The following is a 21,006-nucleotide window of genomic DNA, read 5'->3' on the forward strand; positions in this document are numbered from 1 at the left end:
CTCCCCGAATCGGGGAGGGGGTTCGTTGTTCCCGGAGGTCAGGCGACCGGGACGGGGCCTCGCGTGCGTGCCGACTCGAACGCCGCACCGACGACGTTCATCATCGCTGTGGCGGTGGCGAAGTCCGTGTCGATCGGCGTGCCGTTCGTGATGGCCCGGAGGAATTCCTGGATCTCCGCGACGAACGCCTCGGCGTAGCCGGTGCCCACGCCGGCGCCCGGCATGGCGGCGACATCCGAGAAGTACGGGTGTGCAGGCCCGGTGAAGATGCGGCGCGGACCGTTGTAGGCGGCCGGCGACGTCGCGTTCTCGAAGAGGTGGAACTCGCCCGCCGAGATCGAGTCGAACACGGCGCTGCCCGCGGAGCCGAACACCTCGACGCCGAGCGAATTCGGAACCCCCGCGGCGATGCGGCTGAGCGCGATCTGCCCGATGGCGCCCGAGTCGAGCGTCACCCCGAGCAGAGCGACGTCGTCATTGGTGACCGCTCCCTTCTCGGACGATCCGGAAGCCCCGTGGCCGATCGCGCCCGCGGTCGCCAGGGGGCGCTCGGTGATCACGGTGCGCAGCGACGCGCTCGAGACCTCCGCGATGCGTCCGGCGACGAACTGCACGGCGTCGATCGCGTGGGCGCCGATGTCGAGCAGCGCGCCGCCGCCCGACTGCTCCTGCGAGAAGCGCCACGAGAGCGCGCCGGCCGGGTCGGCCGCGTAGTCGGCGTTGTACCAGCCGCGCACGGTGTGGATGTCTCCGACGAGCCCGTCGGCGACCGCACGGGCGAGTGCGGCGAGGCCGGGCAGTCGGCGGAACGAGAAGCCGACACCGGTCACGGCGGGCGAGGCCTCGGCCAGCGCCTGCAGGTGCGACGACTCCGCCGGGGTGCGACCGATGGGCTTCTCGGCGAAGACGTGCTTGCCGGAGGCGAGCACCTTGGGCAGCACCTCGGCGTGCAGGAAGTTCGGAAGCGCGATGCTAATGGCGTCGACGTCGCTCGCGATGAACGCGTCGACGTCGGCGGTGGCGCTCGCGAACCCGTAGCGGTCCGCGACCGACTGGGCGAGGGCGAGGTTGGGGTCGGCGATGGCGACGAGCTCGACTGAGAGCGGCGAGCTGGTCGCCATCATCGCGTTGCGGTAGCCGAAGGCGTGCGCCTGGCCGGCCATTCCGGCGCCGATGACGCCGACACGAATGGGGGTGGACATGGGTGGTTCTCCTTGGGTGATGGGTGTCGAGGCGGGGTCAGCGGAAGCGTGCGGGGCCGCCGCATCCGGTGATGTACTCGCGCGTGCGTCGCGCGATCTGGAGGGGTGCGGCGAAGTCGCCGACGGGGTACATGTCCTGCTCGATGATCGCGAACACGCCCGGGTGGGCGAGGGCGGCCTCGTGCAGCACGGGTCCGTAATCGGGCACGCCGTGGGGCGGCTCGACCATGACGCCGCGGGTGACGGCCTCGACGAACGAGATCTCGTTCTTGAGCACGTGCGCCAGCAAGTCGGGCTCGACCTGCTTGAGGTGCAGGTAGCCGATGCGGTCGGGGAAGGCCCGGATGAGACGCACGCTGTCGCCCCAGTAGTACGCGAGGTGCCCGGTGTCCAGGCACAGGTTCGTGTACCGCGGGTCGGTGTTCTCGACCAGGCGCACCACCTCGAGGTACGAGCCGATGGGGCTCTCGGCGTGGGAGTGGAACTGCTGGCGGAGGCCGAACTCCTCCCAGAGGCGCTTGCCGATCTCGTCGTGTCCGGCTGTGAAGGTGCCCCATTCGTCGGCCGTGAAGGTGCGGGCGCCCACGACGTCGTCGTTCGCGTCGCGCTCCCACAGGCCGGGGATGGTGATCACGTGCTCACCGCCGAGTGCGGTGACCAGTCGCGCCACCTCGGTGACGTCGCGCCACGCGTTCTCGACCTCCTCCGGCGACCGGTGCAGGTGGGTGAACACGGTTCCCGCCGAGAGGGCGAGGTCGTGGGCCGCGAAGTCGTCGGCGAGGGCGGATGCCTCGGTGCCGAGGTAGCCGTAGGGGCCGAGCTCGGTCCAGTGGTAGCCGGCCTCCTGTACTTCGCGCAGGTACTGCTCGGGAGGGGGCTGGCGGTCGTCGACGGCGTTCCAGACGCCCCAGGAGTCGGGGGCGATGCCGACGCGTGGAGCGGCGACGTCGTTGTCAGGGGTGCTCACCGGCACTCCTTTCGGGTTGTTATTGTACGGACAAAGGGTAATCTAGAGCGCTCTAGGTCTGTGTGCAAGAGCGACGGCGGGCGATGCTCGTCGTGAGAGGAGTGGACATGACCGCACGCACGCGTCTCGGCGTCGGAGTGATCGGTACGGGCTGGATGGCCCGCGCCCATGTCAGCGCGTTGCGGCGCCTCGATGTGCTGACGGGACGCGCCCACGGCGTCGACCTCGTCGTCGTGGCGGGGAGGGATGCGGCACGCACCTCGGCTGCGGCCGCCACCTGGGGCTTCCGCGAGTCGACCGATGACTGGGAGCGGGTCGTCGCCCATCCGGACGTCGACGTCGTCGTGAACCTCGCCTCGAACGCCGTGCACGCGCCCGCCAGCATCGCCGCGCTGGCCGCGGGCCGGCACGTCGTGTGCGAGAAGCCGCTCGCGACCCGCGCCGAAGACGTCGCCGCGATGGTGGATGCCGCGGCCGCCGTGCCGACCCTCGCAGTGGCCTCGTACAACTATCGCTTCGTGCCGGCGCTGCAGTTCGCCCGCCGGCTGCTCCGGTCCGGCGAGCTGGGAGCGCTGCGATCGGTCTCGCTCGGCTACGAGCAGGACTGGGCGTCACGCCCGGTCGACCGAACCGGGTGGCGCTTCGACGACCCCATCGACGGAAGCGTGGTCTTCGACCTGTCGCATGTGCTCGATCTGCTGCGCTGGCTCGTCGGTGAGCCGCGGAGCGCGGTCGCGAACGTGCAGACGCTCAGCGGCGGCGGTGTCGTCCCGGCGCGCGTGGGGACCGACCCGGAGGACTCCTACGCGGCGCTGTTCACGATGGAGGGCGGCGTCACCGCCGACGTGCGGGTGTCCCGCATCGCCACCGGCCGAAAGGGCGAGCAATTCGTCCACCTCACGGGGTCCCTCGGCGCGCTCCGGTGGAGCATGGAGGATCTCAACAGCCTGGAGCTCTTCCTCGACTCGGGCGACGATCAGCGCGACGGGTTCCGCCGTGTGCTGGTGACCGAGCCGGGGCATCCGCTCATGGCGAACTGGTACGCGCCGGGCCACGTGCTCGGCTGGGACGACACGGTGCTGCACGAATGGGTCTCGATCTCGGGCGCCATCGCGGGCGGCGGCGACCACAGCGGAGACCTCGCGACGTTCGCCGACGGCGCGCAGGCGTTCGCGATCGCCGAGGCGGTGCGCCGGTCGTCGCGCACTCTACGGTGGGAGTCAGTGTGACGAGCACGGGAAGGTGCGTGACGTGAAGCGGGTCACGATGGAGGACGTCGCGCGCGAGGCGGGGGTCTCCCGCGCGCTCGTCTCGATCGCCTACCGCGACGCCGCCGGCGTCAGCGCCGCGACCCGCGCCCGCATCCTCGCGATCGGCGAGCGGCTCGGCTATGCACCCGACCAGGTCGCGGCCCGGCTCGCCGGCGTGGGCGGGCGCACGGTCGGCGTGTTCATCCAGGACCTCCACAACGACGTGTTCGCCGACGTGTTCGACGGAGTGCGCGCCGTCGTGGAGCCGGCCCGGAAGAGCCTGGTCATGGCCGTCGGCACACTCGACGGCCGCGGCGATGCGGCGGCCCTCGACACGCTGCGGCGCAGCCGCGTCGACGTGATCGTCGGGGTGGGCCTCCAGCTGCCGGATGTCGCGGTGCAGGCCGTCTCGCGCCATGTGCCGGTCGTCGCGGTGGCACGCGACATCCCGTCGGTGGATGCGGTGATCACCGACAACGAGGCGGGCGCGCGTGCCGCGGTGGAGCATCTCGCCGGGCTCGGCCACCGGCGCATCGCGTTCCTCGCGAACCCGCCCGGCGACGGCTACGGCGGGCGAGGAAGCGGCTACGCGGCGGCGATGCGCGCAGCCGGCCTCGCACCCCGGGTGGCGTCGAGCTCGTACCTGCGCGCGCAGGCCGCGATCGACGCGGCGGCGCTGCTCGACGGGCCGGAGCCGCCCACCGCGATCTTCGCGCACAACGACCAGGCGGCGTTCGGGGTGCTCGATGCCGCCCACGACCGGGGGCTGGTGCCGGGCGTCGACGTGTCGGTCGTCGGCTACGACAACAGCTCGATGAGCCGGGCTCCCGGCACCGCGCTCACGACGGTCGACCTGCACGGCGCGGAGCTCGGACGCGCGGCCGCCGAGCTCGCCGCGGAGCGGGTCTCGCGTCCCGATGCGGAACGGCTGACGCGGACCTCGGCCCCGACCCTGATCGTGCGCGGCACGACCGGGCCCGCGCCGTCCTGAGCCTGCGCCCGCTCCGCGCTCAGCGCTCGAGCAGCCCCGCTGTCAGCGCGACGCGCGCCCGTCGGGGCACGAGGCCGACGATCACCGCACCGGTCTTGTTCTGCACGCCCGAGACGATGCTGTACGGCGGCTTCCGGCGGGCGAGGGCGCGGAACGCGGCATCCACCACCTGGGTCGGGGTCTGCATGGCGCCGACCGCGGCGCGCGCATCGCCGACCACGTCGAAGAACTCGGTCGCGGTGGCTCCGGGGCACACCGCCAGCACCGTCACGCCCTGCGGGCGCACCTCGTGCGCGAGCGCCTCGGTGAAGCTCAGCACGTAGGCCTTCGACGCTCCGTAGATCGCCATCGACGCCAGCGGCTGGAACGCGGCCGTGCTCGCGATGTTGATGACCGTGCCGCTGCCGCGGGCCACGAGCGCCGGCAGGAACGCCCGCGTGAGCGATGTGAGCACCGCCACGTTCAGCTGCACGAGCGCGTCGATGCGCTCCGCATCGGCCTCGGCGAACGCGCCCTTCATGCCGAAGCCGGCGTTGTTCACGACGTGGTCGACGCGGATGCCGCGTCCCTCGAGCTCGTCCGCGAGGGTCGCGACGGCGCCCGGCTCGGTGAGATCGAGCGGAACGACGTGGGCGCTGACGCCGTGGCGGGAGCGCACCTCGGCCGCGATCTCCTCGAGACGGTCGGCCCGGCGAGCGACCAGCACGACGTCGGCGCCGCGACGGGCGAACTGGTCGGCGAACTCGGTGCCGAGCCCTGCGCTCGCGCCGGTGATGAGCGCGGTGGTGCCGCGGAAGGTGATCGTCATGCGCACACTCTAGGCGCGCCGGATGTCCCGGGTCAGCGCTGCACGGGATCGAGCGGCCCCTCGTGGGCGAGGTCGCGGGCGTGGGGATATGACTCCCAGTCGCCCGGTCCCGTGCACGCGGCGGCGCCGACCCGCGCTGCGAGGGCGAGCCGCTCTGCGACCGGGGCGCCGGCGAGGGTCGCTGCGAGATAGGCGCCCACGAACCCGTCACCGGCGCCGACCGTGTCGACGACCGCCACGGGGACCGCGGGAACCCACAGCTCCGCGCCGTCGACCACGGCGACGGCCCCCTCGGCGCCGAGCTTCACGATCGTGGCCGCGGGGCCGAGCTCGCCGAGGCGCCGCGCCACCTGCGCGGGTGTGCCGCCGCCGACCAGGAGCCGTGCCTCGTCGAGCCCGGCGAAGACGATCCCCGCCCGCGCCGTCACGGCGCGGTAGAGCGTCGACGGGTCACGGTCCCGCCAGAGCCGGGAACGATGGTTCACGTCGAACGACACGATCGCGTGTGCGGCATCCGCTCGGTCGAGGGCGTCCCACATCGCCGCCTCCGCCGACGCCGACAGTGCCGGGGTGATGCCGGTCACGTGCACGATCCGCGCCGTCGTGAACACGTCGGCCGGAAGATCGTCGGGAGCGAGGCGACTGCCCGCGCTCATGTGTCGGCCGTAGGTCACCTCGGTCGTCGTCGCCGACGGATGTGACTTCAGCATCATCCCGGTGCCGGCACCGTCATCGACGTGGGCGTGCACGTCGACCCCCTCGGCCCGCAGCTCCCGCGTGATGCGCCGTCCCGCGCCGTCGTCGCCGACCCGTCCGATCCATGCGACCGATGCGCCCAGTCGCCGCGCAGCGATCGCGACGTTCGATTCCGCACCCCCCACCGAGAGCCGCATCCCGGTGACGTGCTCGAGGGAGCCGACCTCCGTCGCGCGCACGAGCGCCATGGTCTCGCCCAGCGTGACGAGGTCGGCGCTCATTCGTCGCCCCGCAGGCGCCGGACGGTCTCCGTCGCCGCGGCTGCGCGTCGGGTGACCTCCGCGAGGGCGTCGGCGTCGAGGGGTCCCCGGGGAACGAGCCAGCTGCCCGAGACGGCGCCGACCGCGGGTCGTGCGAGATAGTCGGCGAGGTTCGCGGCGTCGACGCCGCCGCTCGGCACGAACGACAGCCCGGGGAAGGGTGCCGAGAAGGCGTCGACGGCGGCGGCGCCGCCGAGGAGGTGTGCGGGGAAGAGCTTCACGACCTCGAGCCCCATGCCGACCGCGCGCATCAGCTCGGTTCCCGTCGCGACGCCCGCGATCAACGGCACCGCGAGACTGCGCGCGGCGGCGGCGACGCTCTCGCTGAGCCCCGGACTCACGAGGAAGGCCGCGCCCGCCTGGCAGGCGGCGCGCGCGAAGCGGCCGTCGGTCACGGTGCCGGCTCCCACGGTGATCTCGGGCACCTCCGCGGCGACCGCGCGGATCGCGGCCGCTGCCTCGGGTGTGCGCAGAGTGATCTCGATCGCCCGTACTCCGCCCGCGGCGAGGGCGCGAGCGAGTTCCACGGCATCCTCCTCCGCCGAGACGGTGACCACGGGAAGGATGGTGCCGGGGATGCCCGTCATCGTCCGAGCCATCCGCCGTCGACGGGGAGCACGACGCCCGACACGTAGTCCGACGCCGCCGAGGCGAGGAACACCGTGGCGCCGCCGAGATCCTCGGCCGTGCCCCAGCGTCCCGCGGGGATGCGGGCGAGGATGCTCTCCGACCGTTCCTCGTCGGCGCGCAGCGCGGCGGTGTTGTCGGTGACGATGTAGCCGGGGGCGATCGCGTTCACGTTGACGCCCCGAGGCGCCCATTCGTTCGCGAGCGCCCGCGTCAGCCCCGCAATCCCCGACTTCGCCGCGGCGTAGCCGGGTACGTTGATGCCGCCCTGGAAGCTCAGCAGCGACGCCGTGAAGATGATCTTCCCGGTGCCGCGCTCGATCATGGCCCGGCCGGCCGCCTGGGCGAGCACGAACTGGCTGCGCAGGTCGACGTCGAGCACCTCGTCCCACCACTCGATCGGATGCTCCGCCGCCGGCGCCCGGAGGATGGTGCCGGCGTTGTTGACCAGCACGTCGACACGCTCGTCGTCGAGTGCGCCGACCAGGCGGTCGACGGCGTCACGATTGGACAGGTCGCACGCCAGGGCGCGGAACCGGCGCCCGAGGCCGCGCACGACCGATTCGACGGCACTGCCCGATTCCTCGATCTGCGAGCTCACCGCGATGATGTCCGCGCCGGCGGTCGCCAAGGCGCGGGCCATCGCGAAGCCGATCCCGCGCCGCGCCCCCGTGACGACCGCGGTACGTCCGGTGAGATCGAACAGCGAGGTCACGAGGCATCCGCCACGTCGACGAGCACCTTCATCGCAAGCCCCTGCTCGAGGTCGGCGATGGCGGCGGCGGTCTCGCTCAGCGGCACGATGCGCGTGATGAGCGCATCGGCGGGGATGTGGCCCTCGGCGAGGAGCTCGACCGCCGTCTCGAAGTCGGCGCGTTCGTACACGCGGGCGCCGACGATGGTCAGCTCCCGCCAGAACACCCGCTGCAGATCGATCTCACGCGGCACGCCGTGGATCGCGACGACGACGAGAGTTCCCCGCACCTTCGCGAGCGCCGTCGCCCCGCGCACGGCAGCCGCCGAACCTGAGACCTCGAAGACGACATCGGCGCCGGCGCCGCCCGTCCATTCCTCGATCCACGCGACCTGGTCCACGCTCGTCGGATCGAGGGTCGTGAATCCGAGCGAGGCGGCCTGCGCGCGACGACGCTCATCGAGCTCGACCAGCACGACCTCACCACCGAACCGGCGCGCCACCGTCGCGATGAGCGTTCCGATCGGCCCGCCGCCGATCACGACGGCCTTGTCGCCGTGCCGCAGACCCGACCGTCGCACGTCATGCACAGCGACGGCGGTCGGCTCGACGAGTGCGGCGTGGGTGAGCGGGAGTCCGTCGGGGAGGGCGACGAGGGTCTCCGCCGGAACGTTCCAGAACTCCTGCAGCGAGCCGGGGGAGTCGATGCCGATGAAGTCGAGGTTCTGGCAGATGTGGGAGTGACCCGCACGGCAGGCGGGGCAGGTGCCGTCCCACGAGAGCGGCATGACGGTCACGGGTGCGCCGATCCGCCATCCCGACACGCCCTCGCCGATGCGGGCTACCGTGCCGCTCATCTCGTGCCCGAAACTGAGAGGGGTCGTCACGCGGGAGTCCATGCTTCCGTGCACGACATGGAGGTCGGTGCCGCACAGCCCGGTGTACGCGACGGCGATCTGCACGTAGCCGCGCGGCGGCGGGGTGGGTTCGACATGGGCGACGGCGACGGTCGCGTCGCCGAGGTACTGCACTGTACGCATGGCACTCCAAAGGTATGACGTAAGACGAATGTAACAGTCGATCCGGGCCGAGAACAGGGGTTCATTGCTAATAGGTCACATGTATGATCTAATCAACTCACCCGCCGGCCAGTCCGGCCGCGAGTCGTCAACGACGTCGACCAGAAAAGGACGAGCAATGGCTCCACAGCAAAGACGCTTCACCCGCCTCTCCCGATCCGCCGCCCTCATCGCCACCGCCGCCACCGCACTGCTGGTGCTCTCCGCCTGCAGCGGATCCAGCACCGGCACGGCCACCGACAGCGGTCTCGGCTTCACGCCCGCCGACCAGGTCGCCGACAGTGCGATCACGGTGTGGGTGGATGCCGCGCGCGAGCCGGCGGTCGCCGCGTTCGAGAAGAAGTACCCGAACATCAAGGTCAACAAGGAGACCTACGACGGCAACGCCGGTGGGTCCGGGTCCTTCCAGACCAAGATCTCCCTCTTCGACCAGTCGGGGGAGGGCTGGCCCGACGTCGTCTGGTCGACCCAGACGAACGACGCCTCATGGGCATCGAAGGAGAACAACGGCCAGCAGGCCTTCGCGGCGCCCCTGAACAAGGGATGGTTCGACCAGAGCTTCCTCGACGGCTTCTCGAAGGGCGCGCTCGACCCGGTGACCGTCGACGGCACGGTGTACGGACTGCGCAACGACCTCGCACAGGTCGTCTTCTGGTACGACCAGTCGCTGTTCACCCAGTTCGGCTACCAGATCCCGCAGACGTGGGAGGACTACGCGGCCCTCAGCGACAAGCTCGCCGCCGAGCACCCGGGCTACATCCTCGGATCGGTCGGCGACTCGTTCGTCGGCACCTACGTGTACTACTACGGAGCCCAGGCGCCGATCTTCCAGTCGACCGCGTCGACCTTCTCGAGCAACTTCGACGACCCGAAGTCGCAGAAGATGACCGACCTGATCGACCACATGCTCAAGAACGGCACTCTCGTTCAGGACAGCGTCTTCAGCGCCGACTTCGTGAAGAAGTACCAGGGCAAGGTGCTCGGCATGCCCGGCCCGGTCTGGTACACCGGAGCGATCTTCCAGAGCAAGGACAGCCTGAACGTCCCCGCCGGCCAGATCGGCGCCGGAGTGCCGCTCCACTGGAACGGCGACTCGATCGGCACCGGCAACGTGGGCGGCGGCGTCTGGTACGCCTCCAGCCACACGAAGAACCTCGAGGCCGTCAAGACGTTCCTGCAGTTCGTGACGAGCGCCGACGAGTACCAGGTCGACCTCGCGCCGGGCTACCCCGCATACGCCTCGGCCGCGCAGAAGTGGATCGCCAAGCAGGCCAGCGGCGGCTACTTCGTCGGCGACTTCGAGAAGAACGTGACGGATGCCGCGGGCGAGATCTGGTCGGGCTGGGGCTACCCCAGCTTCAGCCCCGAGACCGCGTATGCGAAGGTTGTCGTCCCGGGCCTCGCCGCGGGCAAGACCCTCGCCTCCCTCACCTCCGACTGGAAGACCGAGATGGTCAACGAGGCGAAGGTCCAGGGATACACGATCCAGTGACAGCCCCGCACCGCAGCGGAAGGAACACATCATCACTGTCGACACGATGACGGCGCCCGCCGTCGGCTCCTCACGGGGTCGGCGGCGGGACGCCGCCGCGCGGAGGAACCCCACCCGCGCCCAAGCCGTCATGGGGTACGCGTTCTCGAGCGGATACAGCGTGCTGCTGCTTCTGTTCGGGGTCATCCCGGCCCTCTACGCCGTCTACCTGGCTTTCACCAAGAACGGCGCCTTCGTCGGCGTCGCCAACTTCGCGAAGGTGTTCGACGACTACCGTTTCTGGCCCGCCGTGCAGCACGTCGCGGTGTACCTCGTGATCTGGCTCGTGTTGCAGACCGTGTTCGTCGTCCTTCTCGCGCTGATCGTGCACGCGATCGGGGCGCGCTGGCTCTCCTCGACGGTGCGGTTCATCTACTACATCCCCGGCGCGCTCGCCGGGGCCTCGAGCGTGATGCTGTGGCTGTTCCTGCTCGACCCGACGGTGAGCCCGGTCTCGGGCGTGCTCAACATGCTGGGCCTGCAGTCCTTCGTGCAGACGGTGTCGCTGGAGAACCTGCCCGTCGTCTTCACCGTCATCGCGTTCTGGACCGGCGCCGGCGGATGGATCGTCATCATGTACGGCGCGCTCAACAACATCCCGGTGGAGGTCATGGAGGCCGCCCGCATCGACGGCGCCGGTGCCGTCAAGACCGCCTGGTACATCCAGCTGCCCCTCATGAAGAAGTGGATCTCCTACATGGGGATCATGTCCCTCGCCGCCGGAACGCAGCTGTTCGTCGAACCCCGCGTGCTCTCGCAGGCGTCGAAGGGTGTCGTCCCGCCGGACTATTCGCTCAACCAGCTCGCCTATCTCTTCGCCTTCAAGCAGAACGACTTCAACGGCTCCGCCGCGATCTCGCTCATGCTGCTCGTCGTGGCGCTCGGACTCGCCACCTTCTTCGTCTTCCGGGGTGGTCTCTTTGAGCGTGATTGACATCGACGTGCGTGAACCGCTCACGACGACCGAGCCGCACGCCGTGCGCGGCACCGGCTTCGCGCCGGGACGCTGGGTCGGGCGGGTGCTCGCCCTCGTCGTGGCCGCGTTCTTCGTCGTGTTCTTCGCCCTGCCGCTCGTCTGGCTGCTGCTGGCCCCGACGAAGGACGCCCGGCAGCTGCTGGTCGACAACCCGTTCAGCATCGGGTCCCTCGACGCGCTCGCAACCAACTGGCACAACCTGATGACCTTCCAGAACGGCATCGTCTGGACGTGGCTCGGCAACTCGGTGCTCTACAGCGGTGTCGCCCTCGTGATCACCCTCGCCGTGAGCATCCCCGCCGGCTACGCCCTCGCGCTGACGGAGTTCCGGCTGCGCCGGGCGCTGCTCGCCGTGACCCTCGTGGTCATGCTCATCCCCAGCACCGCGCTCGTCCTCCCGGTGTTCCTCGAGCTCAGCGCGGTGAAGCTGGTCGGAACCCCCTTGGCGGTCATCCTGCCCTTCTCCTTCTTCCCGTTCGGGGTCTATCTGACGTACATCTACTTCTCGACGAGCGTCTCGCGCGACCTCCTCAACGCGGCGCGCATCGACGGTGCGGGCGAGTTCCGGGTGTTCTGGTCGGTGGCGATGCCGCTCGCGACACCGGTGATCGCGCTCGTCGGCTTCTTCAACCTCGTCGGCAACTGGAACAACTACTTCCTGCCGTTCGTCATGGCGCCCGGCCGCAAGTCGCCCATCCAGGTGGGCCTGGCCGAACTGCTCTCGAACGTGCCGCTGTTCAACCCGACCTCGGCGGGGTCGGTGACGATCGACATGCCGACGCTCGCCCTCGCGACGCTGCTGTCCGTCGCCCCTGTGCTCATCATCTTCCTGTTCTCCCAGCGGTTCCTGGTCACGGGAATGACCGCGGGCGGCACCAAGGAGTGAGCGTGCGCCGTTTCGGCATGGTGGCCCGCACCGCCCCGGAGAGGCGTGAGGAGTACCTCGCGCTGCACCGGGCGGTGTGGCCCGGGGTGGAGGCCACCATCACGGCCTGCGGCATCCGCAACTTCACGATCTTCGTGACCGGCGACGTGCTGTTCGGCTACTACGAGTACATCGGCGACGACTACGCCGCCGACCAGCGGCGGATGGCCGCCGATCCCGTCACCCAGGAATGGTGGGCGCGCACCGGGCCGTGCCAGCGTCCGTTCGACGAGTCGTCGGGCGCCGCCAACTGGGTCGAGCTCGACGAGGCGTGGCACCTCGACTGACGCCCGTCACGACGGATCGCGCCGCGTCGGGAGGCGACGACGCTGCCAGGCGTCGACGATGTGGGAGCGCATCGCGGAGGCCGCGGCATCCGCATCGCCTGCGACGATCGCGTCGTAGATGCGGCGGTGCTCGTCGAGCGTGAGACGGAACGCCTCGTCGGTCTGGTTCTGCACGAACCGCGAGCTGGAGCGAGCCCGCTGGAACAGGATCTGCGTGATGTTGCTGGCGAGCTGGTTGCCCGAGAGCTCCATGAGCAGGAAGTGGAAGTCGGCGTCGGCCTGCGCGTAGGCGTCGACGTCGTGGATCGACTCCTCCATGTGCGCCAGCGCCGCCTCGACACGGGCGAGCTCGTCATCGGTGCGCCGCTCGGCGGTCGCAGCGGACATCGCGCCCTCGAGGGCCGAGCGCACGACGGCGAGCTCATCGAGCACACCGAGCGAATCGTCGTTCTCGACCATCACCGACAGCACCACCGGATCGAGCACGTTCCACGAGGTGGGGGGTTGCACGGTCGTGCCGCGACCGGGCGCGACCGAGACGAGCCCCTTCTCCTCGACGCGCTTCACCGACTCGCGGATGACCGTGCGGCTGACCCCGAAGTGCTGCGCCAGGCGCTCCTCCGGGGGCAGCGTCTCGCCGGGGGCGACCTCGCCGTTGATGACGACGCCGACGAGGTCGCGCACCACGGCGACGCCCAGACGGGCCGCGGGCAGGCGCGCGGGCGCGGAGCCGAACACGCTCGACGTCGCGCCGGAGGCGGGGCGGTCGAGGGTCATGCGCCCAGTGTAGCCAGGCGCAGAATTCCGTCCACGCGACGCGGCACGCTCGTCGTGGCGTCGCGCAGCTCGATCGGCAGCAGCGCCTCCGGGGCGTCCTGCCAGGCGAACGGGCGCAGGAACCGCCGGATCGCCGTCACGCCGACCGAGGTGTGGAGCGTGTTGGTCGCCGGCCACGGGCCACCGTGGTGCTGACCCCACGAGACGCGCACGCCCGTCGGGTAGCCGTTGAACACGAGCCGGCCGACGCGCCGGGAGAGGTCGTCGACGAGGGGGCCCGCCGCGTCGAGCTCGTCGGGCTGCGCGTGGACAGTCGCAGTGAGAGAGTCGGGCACGGCGTCCAGGGCGGCGAGCACGTCGTCGAGCGTGTCGTACCGCACCACCACGACGAGCGGGCCGAACGCCTCCTCGGTCGCCGCCGGGGTGAGTTGCGCGGCATCGATCTCCAGCACGGCCGGGGTCGCGGTGAAACCGGTGTCGCCCACCCGCGCCGGCACCAGGGCGTGCGCGCCGCCCGCGCTGACGAGCGCGTGCTCGATGCGGAACAGCGAGGCGTGGATGCCGCCGTTGAGCAGCGGCTGGGCCGCGGCATCCTTCGCGAGGCGCACGATCTCGTCGACGACCGCGTCGCCGTCCCGCGGGATGAAGACGACGCCGGGCTTCGTGCACAGCTGACCCGCCGAGCCGGTCACCGAGGCGAAGAGTCCGGCGGCGATGTCGGCCCCCCGCGCCGTCACCGCGCCCGGGGTGACGATCAGCGGGTTCAGGCTGCTGAGCTCGCCGTAGAACGGGATCGGGTTCTCGCGGGACTCGATGATCTCCCGCAGGATGCGTCCGGTGTGGAGCGAGCCGGTGAACCCGACCGCGGCGACCCGGGGATGTGCGACGAGCGCGGCGCCGGCCTGCTGGCCGTAGACGATGCCGAGCACGCCGTCGGGCGCGCCCGCCGCGCGGGCCGCCGCCTCGAGCGCCGCGAACGAGCGCGCCGAGGTGAGGGGGTGGGACGAATGCGCCTTCACGACGACGGGGTTGCCCGCCGCGAGAGCAGATGCCGTGTCGCCGCCGAGCACGGAGAACGCGAACGGGAAGTTGCTCGAGCCGAACACCGCGATCGGGCCGATCGGCACGAGCATGCGGCGGATGTCGGGACCGGGACCCATGGGCGTGTCACCCGCGTGGTCGATGACCGCCTCGAGGTAGCCGCCTTCGTCGACGGCATCGGCGAACAACCGGAACTGGAACGCCGATCGGGTCAGCTCGCCGTTCAGACGCGGCTCAGCGAGTCCGGTCTCTGCCGCCGCAATCGCGACGAGTGCGTCCCGGTCGGCCTCGATCTCGTCGGCGATGCGACGCAGCAGCGCTGCCCGGGCGGCCCGGGGCATCCGTCTGAGCTCGTCGGCGGCGGATGCCGCAGCCGTCGCGATGCTGTCGACCTGAGCATCCGAGGTGGCCTCGAGGGCCGTCGGGGACGCGACGCCGGTGCGCGGATCGGTGGAGGTCAGGGTCATCGGGATGCTCCGTCCGTCAGGAGGCCGCGCCGCGCGAGCGAGGCGAACAGGTCGTGCAGGCCGAAGGCCCACGGCTCGACCGTCTCGGCATGGCGCACGCGGTTGACGAGCGTGCCGAGCGCCGGCGAGCCGATGCGCACGACGTCGTCGGGGTGGTGGGTGAATCCGAGCCCGGGGGCGTCCCGATCCTGCACCGGGGCGAACATCGTGCCGAGGTAGAGCACGAAACCGTCGGGATAGCGGTGCTTCGGACCGATCGTCTGGGCGACGAGGTCGACGGGGTCGCGGCTGATGAGAGCGAGCGGCGACTCGGCCACCATCGTGAACCCGTCGGCGCCGACGACCTCGAGCGTCACGGTCTGCGCACGCAGCGCGTCGAGGGTGAAGCGCCCGTCGAGCAGGCGTACGAACGGGCCGACGGAGGCGGATGCGTTGTTGTCCTTCGCCTGCCCGAGCAGCAGGGCGCTGCGCCCTTCGATGTCGCGCAGGTTCACGTCGTTGCCGAGCGTCGCCCCGACGATCTCTCCGCGCGAGGACACGACCAGCACCACCTCGGGCTCCGGGTTGTTCCACGCCGAGTCGCTGCGCACTCCCACATCGGTGGCGGCGCCGACCGTCGCGAGCACAGGAGCCTTGGTGAACACCTCGGCGTCCGGGCCGATGCCCACCTCGAGGTACTGGCTCCACAGTCCGCGCTCGACGAGCAGGTGCTTGAGCGCCATCGCCTCGGGCGACCCGGGGACGAGCGACTGCAGGTCGTCGCCGAGCGTGCCGAGCACCTCGTCCCGGATGTCGGCGGCGAGGTCGAGGTCGCCGTGCGCGCGCTCCTCGATGATGCGCTCGAGCATCGAGACCGGGAACGTCACCCCCGCCGCCTTGACGACGTGCAGGTCGATCGGGGAGAGGAGCCACGGATGCCGCGGGTGGCGCGCCTCGACGGGCGTGTTCGCGATCACGGCGTCCACGGAGCCGAGCCGCCGGCCGGAGGCGGCGCGCACGGCGGCCGCCGGCGTGGCGCTCTCGGTGAGCGCGCGCATCGTCGGGAAGCTCGCGCTGAGGTCGATCACGTCGTCGCCGCGCACGGCCACGACCGACGGACCTTCGGCCGCGGGGTCCCAGACCCGTCCGACCAGCAGGGCGTCGGCGGCATCTGTCGGGAGGGCGGCGGTCGCGCCGCCGTGCCACGTCGTTGTCATCCCGTTCACCGTCCTTCGAAGACGCCCGCGCGTCGCTCGGCGAACGCCGCGCGACCCTCTGCGGCATCGCGGGTCGCGAAGGTGATCGCCTGCATCTCGCGCTCGTACGCCATCGCACCGCTGCGCGGCAGGTCGGCGGCCGCGACGAGGTTCGCCTTCGCGGTCTCCACGGCGATGGGCGGGCGGGCGGCGATCGTCTGCGCCAGGCCGCGTGCCCGCGGGAGCAGGTCGTCGGGGGCGAGAACCTCCGAGACGAGGCCCCAGCGCAGCGCGGTCTCGGCGTCGATCGCGTCTCCGGTCATGAGCATCATTGCGGCGTTGCCGGGTCCGACGGCCGCCGCGAGCAGGGGCGACATCCCGCCGCCGCCGATCCAGCCGAGCTTGACCTCCGGCGCCGCGAAGCTCGCAGACGAGGACGCGAGTCGGATGTCGCAGGTCAACGCGGTCTCGAGGCCGCCCCCGAAGGCGTAGCCGTTGACCGCCGCGATGACCGGCTTGCGCACCTCTCGCAGGGCGTCGCAGTAGTCGCGGCGGTTGCGGAACGCCCAGGGGCTGGCGTACGCGTCGAGCGTGCGGATGTCGGATCCGGCGCAGAACGCCCGCTCGCCTGCGCCGGTGAGCACGACGGCGCGGACGCGGTCGCTGTCGTTGATCCAGTGCGCGGCGCGCTCGAGCTCCGCCGACATCTCCGGCGTGACGGCGTTGAGCTTCTCGGGGCGCGAGATCGTGAGCACGGCGACGCCGTCCTCGACCTCGACCACCACCTCCGCGATGCGCGAGACGAAGGTCGACTCCTCGGTCAGGGGACTCATGCGGGCATCCTCTCGGGGGTGGCTGCGGCTGCTCGGGCGGTGTGGAAGAGCTCCTCGAGCTCGTGGAGGACCGTCCCGGTCTCGATGTCGTCGGTGACGCCGGCGCGCAGCAGCGCCGATGCCGCCGACTGGAAGGGGATGTAGCCGGCGAATCGCGGCCTCACCCATGCCTGGTCGATCGTGGTGAGCGTGCTGCTGTAGAAGCCCCCGGACGCGGAGTCGACAGCCTCGTCGGTCCACGCAGCACGGGCGCTCGGCTGGCCGGCGTGCGCGGGGATGAGGCCGCGCTGCAGGTCGCTGGACATGAGTGCGCGCAGGTGGTCGATGAGCGCCGCGGACGGCGAGCATCGCCGACTGATGGCGATGCCGGTCCCGCCGAGGGTCGATCCGATCCGCGGGCCCGCGGTGGGTGGGGCGCCGAACCGCACGCCCCCCTCGCCCTGGGCGTAGGTCACGTAGCCGTACACGAGAGGGAGGTAGTCGAGGTCGTCACCGGCGCGCAGACGTTCGAGCAGGGAGATCGGGTTCTGCCCGATCGTCCCCGCGGGTGCGCTGCCGTGAAGGGCGCGCAGCACACGCAGGGCCTCGGCGCCGGTGGCGCGGGAGAGCAGGATGTCGCCGCGCGCCGGCTCCTCGCCGAGGCCGACCGCGATCGAGCACCAGCTCAGGAACGCGTGCGGGCCTGCCAGGCTCGGCGCGACGCGTGCGGTGCGCGAGGCGAGCGCCACGGCCTCGTCCCAGGTCGCCGGCGCCGCATCGAGGGCGTCAGGCCGCCACGCCGCCACCTGGGTGGCGGCGTCGAGCGGCAGCGCCCACGGGCGACCCTCGAGCACGTAGCTGGTGAAGCTCGGGCCGACCGCGGCATCCGACCATGCGGTGAGCTCGTCCGTCGAGAACAGCGCGTCCAGCGGATGCAGCGCATCATGGGCCCGCGCGTCGCCCAGGTGGGGGTGGTCGAGCACGACCAGGTCGAACTCCGCCGCGATCCGCTCGATCGGGGCGGACTCGAACCCCTCGAGCGGCTGCGCCTCCCATGTCAGCGTGTCGGGTCCGTCCGCCGAGAACGCCGCCGCGGCGGCGCGCAGCGCATCGGTGCCGCGCGGATGGTCCCAGGTGAGCCCGCGATAGTGCGTCATGACAGCGTGTCGGCCGGCGTCAGCACGGTCTCGGCGACCACGCCGCGTCCGAGCAGGTCGTCGGCGTCGAGGCCGAGCTCGTCGAGCAGCTCGCGTGTGTGCTGCCCGACGAGCGGGGCACCGCGGTCGATGCGCGGCGGTGTGGCCGAGAAGCGGTACGGGAACCCGGGGACGCTGATCGTCCCCTCGGTCGGGTGGTCGTAGGTGACGAACGTGCCGTTGTGGGCGATCTGCGGATCGGCCACGAGATCGGCGTAGCCGTAGACGGGTCCCGCCCAGATACCCGCCGGGAGGAGCGTATCCAGCCAGTGGTCGGTCGTCTTCTCGCGCAGGCGGTCGGCCGTGCGGCGGTAGAGCTCATCGCGGTGCGTCCAGCCCTCGACCTCGGGATCCATGCCGGCGAAGGTCGGTTCGTCGATCAGTCGCCCGAGCGTCTCCAGGTCGGCGAAGCCCAGCGCGAGGTAGCCGTCGGCCGTGGCGAACACGCCATACGGCGCCCGGATGTACACGTGCGCGTTCGGCTCGGAGCCACGCTCCTGGGGCACACCGCCGACCGTGAACACCGACAGCTCCTGCATCTGCAGGGTCGTCAGCGCGTCGAGCATGTTGACGGTCACCAACTGGCCCTCCCCGGTGCGCTCACGGTGGAGGAGCGCCGCGAGCACGCCCTCGAACGCCGTCGAGGCGGTGACCGCATCGGCGAGGTACTGGCCGGCGGGCGACGGAGGCTCCCCGGCGCGGCCGGCCGAGAGCATCGCCCCCGACATCGCCTGCACGAGAAGGTCCTGCCCGGGGCGCGTCGCGTACGGACCCGTCTCGCCGTAGCCCGAGATCGACACGTAGACGATCGACGGATTGACCGCGCGCACGCTCTCGTAGTCGAGGCCCAGGCGGGCCGCCACTCCCGGACGGTAGTTCTGCAGGAACACATCGGCGGTCGCCAGCAGCGCGCGCACCGCCGCCGCGCCCTCGACCGACTTCAGGTCGATCGCGAGAGAGCGCTTGTTGCGGTTCAGCGACAGGAACGACACGTTGATGCGGTTCCCCCGAGCGCCGCCGGCGGACGCGAAACGCTGCCACTCGCCGGCGGTCGGCTCGACCTTGATGACGTCGGCACCGAGATCGCCGAGGCGCTGGGCGGCGAACGGCCCCGCCATCGCGATCGAGCAGTCGATGACGCGGTAGCCCGAGAGCACCCCGCGCGGTACGTCGTGATCAGTCATGGATCCGGACCTCCCGTCCGTCGTCGGCGGATGAGCGCAGGAGCGCCTCGATGAGCTCCACGGATCGGGCCGCGACATCCGCCGTGCTGTTGTTGTCGGTGTGCGCTCCGGTGATCAGGTCGATGAACCTCGCCGGCGGCACCAGGCACTCGTACTCACCCTCACCCGGCGGGATCACGAGCTCCTCGTGCCCGCCGTCGTAACGGCTGAGGCGCACTCGTTCGCGCTCGACGTCGATCATCAGCACGCCGTCGCTGCCGAAGAGCCGGATGTCCACCTGATACGGATCGCCGTCTGCGAGGGTCGCCGCACCCGAGAGTGACGCCAGCGCGCCGTTGTCGAACCGCACCACCGCCGCGTCGAAGAGGTCGACGGCGGAGCCGGCGTGCGCCGTGCGTCCGGCGACGGTCCGGGCGCGCAGCCCGGTCAGCCAGAAGAGCAGCGCCGACGAATGCGTGACCTGACCGTGGGCATACCCGCCGCCGTGCGCGGGTGAGGCCCAGGTGCTCTGCTGGGGCGCGGTGGCTGACTCCCAGCGCTCGAGCATGTGGGTCGGGTCGCCGCCGAACAGACCTCGCGTCGGCGAGGCCATGTGGCACAGGGCGTACTGGATCTCCCCGATCGCCCCCTCGTCCAGCAGGCGCTTCGCGGCGACGGTGAACGGCTTGTAGTTCCAGCCGTAGGGGACGAGCAGGTGCACTCCCGCCGTCTCCGCACGCCGGGCGAGGTCCCAGGCTTGCCCGGCGTGCAGCGTCATCGGCTTCTCGCACAGCACGTGGAGTCCGCGATCGAGGGCGGCGACCGCCGCGGGGTAGTGCAGGTCGTGCGGGGTCGTGATGACGACCGCGTCGAGGCCCGCATCGAGCAGCTCGTCGATGTCGTGCGTGGCCATGCCGAAGCCGAACCGGTCACGCACGGCGAACACGTCGTCGCCCAGCCCGCAGACGCCCACGAGCTCGACGTCCTCCCGCGCCTGGAAGATCGGGAAGTGGTTGCTGGTCGCCCACCATCCGGCACCGATCGCGCCGAGGCGCACGCGGCTCACGCGGCGCTCCGGAGCCACGTGCGGCGCTCGCCGCGGGCGGACTGCCGCACGAGCCCGCGCTGCTGCATCCGCTCGAGGTTTCCCGTCACCGGGAAGACGAGGTAGTCGGCGGCGGCGTCCGGCCACGTCCCGACCTCGGCGGCGATGAGACGCACGATCTCGAGGGTCGTGAGGTCCTCGGTGGTGCTCAGCACACGCGAGATCGCCGCGTCGAGCACGTCGACGTACTGCTCGGATGCCGCCAGGAACCCTTCGACCTCGGTGCCTTCGTAGAGCGGGTAGTGCGCCGTGAGGAGCAGGTCTGCCCCGTGCGCGCGAAAGCCGGTCAGCGTGCGCAGGTAGTCGTCGGTATCGCGGTAGGTCGGGGGGAACGCGGCGCTCCCGTCGGCGTAGGGCACCGTCGTGCCGAGTGTCGCATCGGAGATGAGGAGCGCACGCGAGCGATCGTCCCAGAGCGCGAGATGACCGGGGCTGTGGCCGGGCGCGGCGAGGACGACGATGCGGCGGTCGCCGAGGTCGAACGTCTCGCCTCCGGTGAGCGGCGTCACATCGTCGACGAGGCCCGTGACCGCGCGGATGTGGGCGGTGGTCTCGGCCGGGTCGTCGAAGCCGTCCGAGACGCGGAACTCGCCGTAGCGCTCGGCGATCAGGCGATCGAGGTCGGTCACGAGCGGAAGGTCGTCGGCGCCGGCGAACAGGGCGACGTGCGGCACCGCCTCGCGAAGGGCGGCGTTGCCGCCGGTGTGATCGAAATCGCAGTGGGAGTTGATCGCCCAGCGGATGCGCGCCGGATCGATTCCGGCGTCGGCGAGATAGGGGAGGAGCGTGCCCGTGACGCTGTCGGCGACGCCGGTGTCCCACAGGAGGATCCCTTCGGGGCCCTCGAGCAGGTAGAGCGCGACGACGCGCTCGCCGAGGGGTGCGACCACGCGGTGGAGTCCCTCACGGAGCAGCAC

21 protein-coding genes are annotated in these 21,006 nt (G+C 71.2%); 6 read left to right on the plus strand and 15 right to left on the minus strand.

Annotated features, from left to right (window positions below):
* Positions 1 to 38: 38 nt before the first annotated feature.
* Both RR49_RS09325 and RR49_RS09330 read right to left on the minus strand, forming a co-directional pair.
* Complete coding sequence (locus tag RR49_RS09325; RefSeq protein WP_045247800.1) at positions 39 to 1,202, minus strand: Gfo/Idh/MocA family protein; 1,164 nt, start codon at positions 1,200 to 1,202, stop codon at positions 39 to 41.
* A 37-nt stretch (positions 1,203 to 1,239) separates the two neighbouring features.
* Positions 1,240 to 2,169 (minus strand): sugar phosphate isomerase/epimerase family protein, encoded by a 930-nt coding sequence (locus tag RR49_RS09330; protein ID WP_045247801.1) that lies wholly within the window; start codon positions 2,167 to 2,169, stop codon positions 1,240 to 1,242.
* Between the two features lie 107 nt (positions 2,170 to 2,276).
* Here RR49_RS09330 and RR49_RS09335 point away from each other — a divergent pair, with 107 nt between their 5' ends.
* Positions 2,277 to 3,398: a Gfo/Idh/MocA family protein gene (locus RR49_RS09335; protein ID WP_048809013.1), complete on the plus strand. Its 1,122-nt coding sequence runs from the start codon at positions 2,277 to 2,279 to the stop codon at positions 3,396 to 3,398.
* A gap of 22 nt (positions 3,399 to 3,420) precedes the next feature.
* Complete coding sequence (locus RR49_RS09340; RefSeq protein ID WP_045247857.1) at positions 3,421 to 4,410, plus strand: LacI family DNA-binding transcriptional regulator; 990 nt, start codon at positions 3,421 to 3,423, stop codon at positions 4,408 to 4,410.
* Between the two features lie 19 nt (positions 4,411 to 4,429).
* Here the strand turns inward: RR49_RS09340 and RR49_RS09345 are convergent, their stop codons facing one another.
* Genes RR49_RS09345 through RR49_RS09365 form a run of 5 tightly spaced genes read right to left on the minus strand, consistent with a single transcriptional unit; the run spans position 4,430 to position 8,595 of the window.
* Complete coding sequence (locus RR49_RS09345; RefSeq protein ID WP_045247802.1) at positions 4,430 to 5,218, minus strand: SDR family NAD(P)-dependent oxidoreductase; 789 nt, start codon at positions 5,216 to 5,218, stop codon at positions 4,430 to 4,432.
* 32 nt (positions 5,219 to 5,250) lie between these two features.
* Entirely contained in the window at positions 5,251 to 6,195 is a 945-nt protein-coding gene (locus RR49_RS09350; RefSeq protein WP_045247803.1) for a sugar kinase, read from the minus strand.
* A complete protein-coding gene (locus RR49_RS09355) occupies positions 6,192 to 6,821 on the minus strand; it encodes a bifunctional 4-hydroxy-2-oxoglutarate aldolase/2-dehydro-3-deoxy-phosphogluconate aldolase (protein ID WP_048809015.1) in 630 nt (209 codons plus the stop codon). Before RR49_RS09355 ends, RR49_RS09350 begins: the two co-directional genes overlap by 4 nt.
* On the minus strand, positions 6,818 to 7,576 hold the full coding sequence (locus tag RR49_RS09360; RefSeq protein ID WP_045247805.1) for an SDR family oxidoreductase: 759 nt from the start codon (positions 7,574 to 7,576) through the stop codon (positions 6,818 to 6,820). The genes RR49_RS09355 and RR49_RS09360 overlap by 4 nt, the downstream gene beginning before the upstream one ends.
* Positions 7,573 to 8,595 carry a (R,R)-butanediol dehydrogenase gene (locus tag RR49_RS09365; protein ID WP_045247806.1) on the minus strand — a complete coding sequence of 341 codons (1,023 nt, stop codon included), beginning with the start codon at positions 8,593 to 8,595 and terminating at the stop codon, positions 7,573 to 7,575. Before RR49_RS09365 ends, RR49_RS09360 begins: the two co-directional genes overlap by 4 nt.
* Positions 8,596 to 8,752: 157 nt before the next feature.
* Between RR49_RS09365 and RR49_RS09370 the strand changes: the two genes are divergently transcribed.
* From RR49_RS09370 to RR49_RS09385, 4 genes are read left to right on the plus strand one after another with little or no spacing between them, the layout of a single operon-like run.
* The gene (locus tag RR49_RS09370; RefSeq protein ID WP_045247807.1) at positions 8,753 to 10,126 is read left to right on the plus strand and encodes an ABC transporter substrate-binding protein; all 1,374 of its coding nucleotides are present in this window, start codon (positions 8,753 to 8,755) and stop codon (positions 10,124 to 10,126) included.
* A 46-nt stretch (positions 10,127 to 10,172) separates the two neighbouring features.
* Positions 10,173 to 11,099, plus strand: coding sequence for a carbohydrate ABC transporter permease (locus tag RR49_RS09375; RefSeq protein WP_045247808.1), 927 nt, complete (start codon positions 10,173 to 10,175; stop codon positions 11,097 to 11,099).
* Positions 11,092 to 12,027 carry a carbohydrate ABC transporter permease gene (locus tag RR49_RS09380; protein ID WP_048809017.1) on the plus strand — a complete coding sequence of 312 codons (936 nt, stop codon included), beginning with the start codon at positions 11,092 to 11,094 and terminating at the stop codon, positions 12,025 to 12,027. The genes RR49_RS09375 and RR49_RS09380 overlap by 8 nt, the downstream gene beginning before the upstream one ends.
* 2 nt (positions 12,028 to 12,029) lie before the next feature.
* Positions 12,030 to 12,353: an L-rhamnose mutarotase gene (locus tag RR49_RS09385; RefSeq protein WP_048809018.1), complete on the plus strand. Its 324-nt coding sequence runs from the start codon at positions 12,030 to 12,032 to the stop codon at positions 12,351 to 12,353.
* Between the two features lie 6 nt (positions 12,354 to 12,359).
* Here RR49_RS09385 and RR49_RS09390 read toward each other — a convergent pair whose 3' ends face one another.
* The 8 genes from RR49_RS09390 to RR49_RS09425 are packed head-to-tail and all read right to left on the minus strand — an operon-like array spanning position 12,360 to position 21,006.
* The gene (locus tag RR49_RS09390) at positions 12,360 to 13,130 is read right to left on the minus strand and encodes a FadR/GntR family transcriptional regulator (protein WP_048809019.1); all 771 of its coding nucleotides are present in this window, start codon (positions 13,128 to 13,130) and stop codon (positions 12,360 to 12,362) included.
* Positions 13,127 to 14,638 carry an aldehyde dehydrogenase (NADP(+)) gene (locus RR49_RS09395; protein WP_045247809.1) on the minus strand — a complete coding sequence of 504 codons (1,512 nt, stop codon included), beginning with the start codon at positions 14,636 to 14,638 and terminating at the stop codon, positions 13,127 to 13,129. Before RR49_RS09395 ends, RR49_RS09390 begins: the two co-directional genes overlap by 4 nt.
* Positions 14,635 to 15,834 carry a fumarylacetoacetate hydrolase family protein gene (locus RR49_RS09400; protein ID WP_048809020.1) on the minus strand — a complete coding sequence of 400 codons (1,200 nt, stop codon included), beginning with the start codon at positions 15,832 to 15,834 and terminating at the stop codon, positions 14,635 to 14,637. Before RR49_RS09400 ends, RR49_RS09395 begins: the two co-directional genes overlap by 4 nt.
* A gap of 5 nt (positions 15,835 to 15,839) precedes the next feature.
* Positions 15,840 to 16,646, minus strand: coding sequence for an enoyl-CoA hydratase/isomerase family protein (locus RR49_RS09405; RefSeq protein WP_045247810.1), 807 nt, complete (start codon positions 16,644 to 16,646; stop codon positions 15,840 to 15,842).
* On the minus strand, positions 16,643 to 17,782 hold the full coding sequence (locus RR49_RS09410; RefSeq protein WP_045247811.1) for an extracellular solute-binding protein: 1,140 nt from the start codon (positions 17,780 to 17,782) through the stop codon (positions 16,643 to 16,645). Before RR49_RS09410 ends, RR49_RS09405 begins: the two co-directional genes overlap by 4 nt.
* Complete coding sequence (locus RR49_RS09415; protein WP_045247812.1) at positions 17,779 to 19,005, minus strand: CaiB/BaiF CoA transferase family protein; 1,227 nt, start codon at positions 19,003 to 19,005, stop codon at positions 17,779 to 17,781. Before RR49_RS09415 ends, RR49_RS09410 begins: the two co-directional genes overlap by 4 nt.
* On the minus strand, positions 18,998 to 20,050 hold the full coding sequence (locus RR49_RS15875) for a Gfo/Idh/MocA family protein (protein ID WP_045247862.1): 1,053 nt from the start codon (positions 20,048 to 20,050) through the stop codon (positions 18,998 to 19,000). The genes RR49_RS09415 and RR49_RS15875 overlap by 8 nt, the downstream gene beginning before the upstream one ends.
* Positions 20,047 to 21,006: an MBL fold metallo-hydrolase gene (locus RR49_RS09425; RefSeq protein ID WP_045247813.1), complete on the minus strand. Its 960-nt coding sequence runs from the start codon at positions 21,004 to 21,006 to the stop codon at positions 20,047 to 20,049. Before RR49_RS09425 ends, RR49_RS15875 begins: the two co-directional genes overlap by 4 nt.

Origin of the sequence: Microbacterium ginsengisoli (assembly GCF_000956535.1) — a bacterium.
Lineage (GTDB): Bacteria > Actinomycetota > Actinomycetes > Actinomycetales > Microbacteriaceae > Microbacterium > Microbacterium ginsengisoli.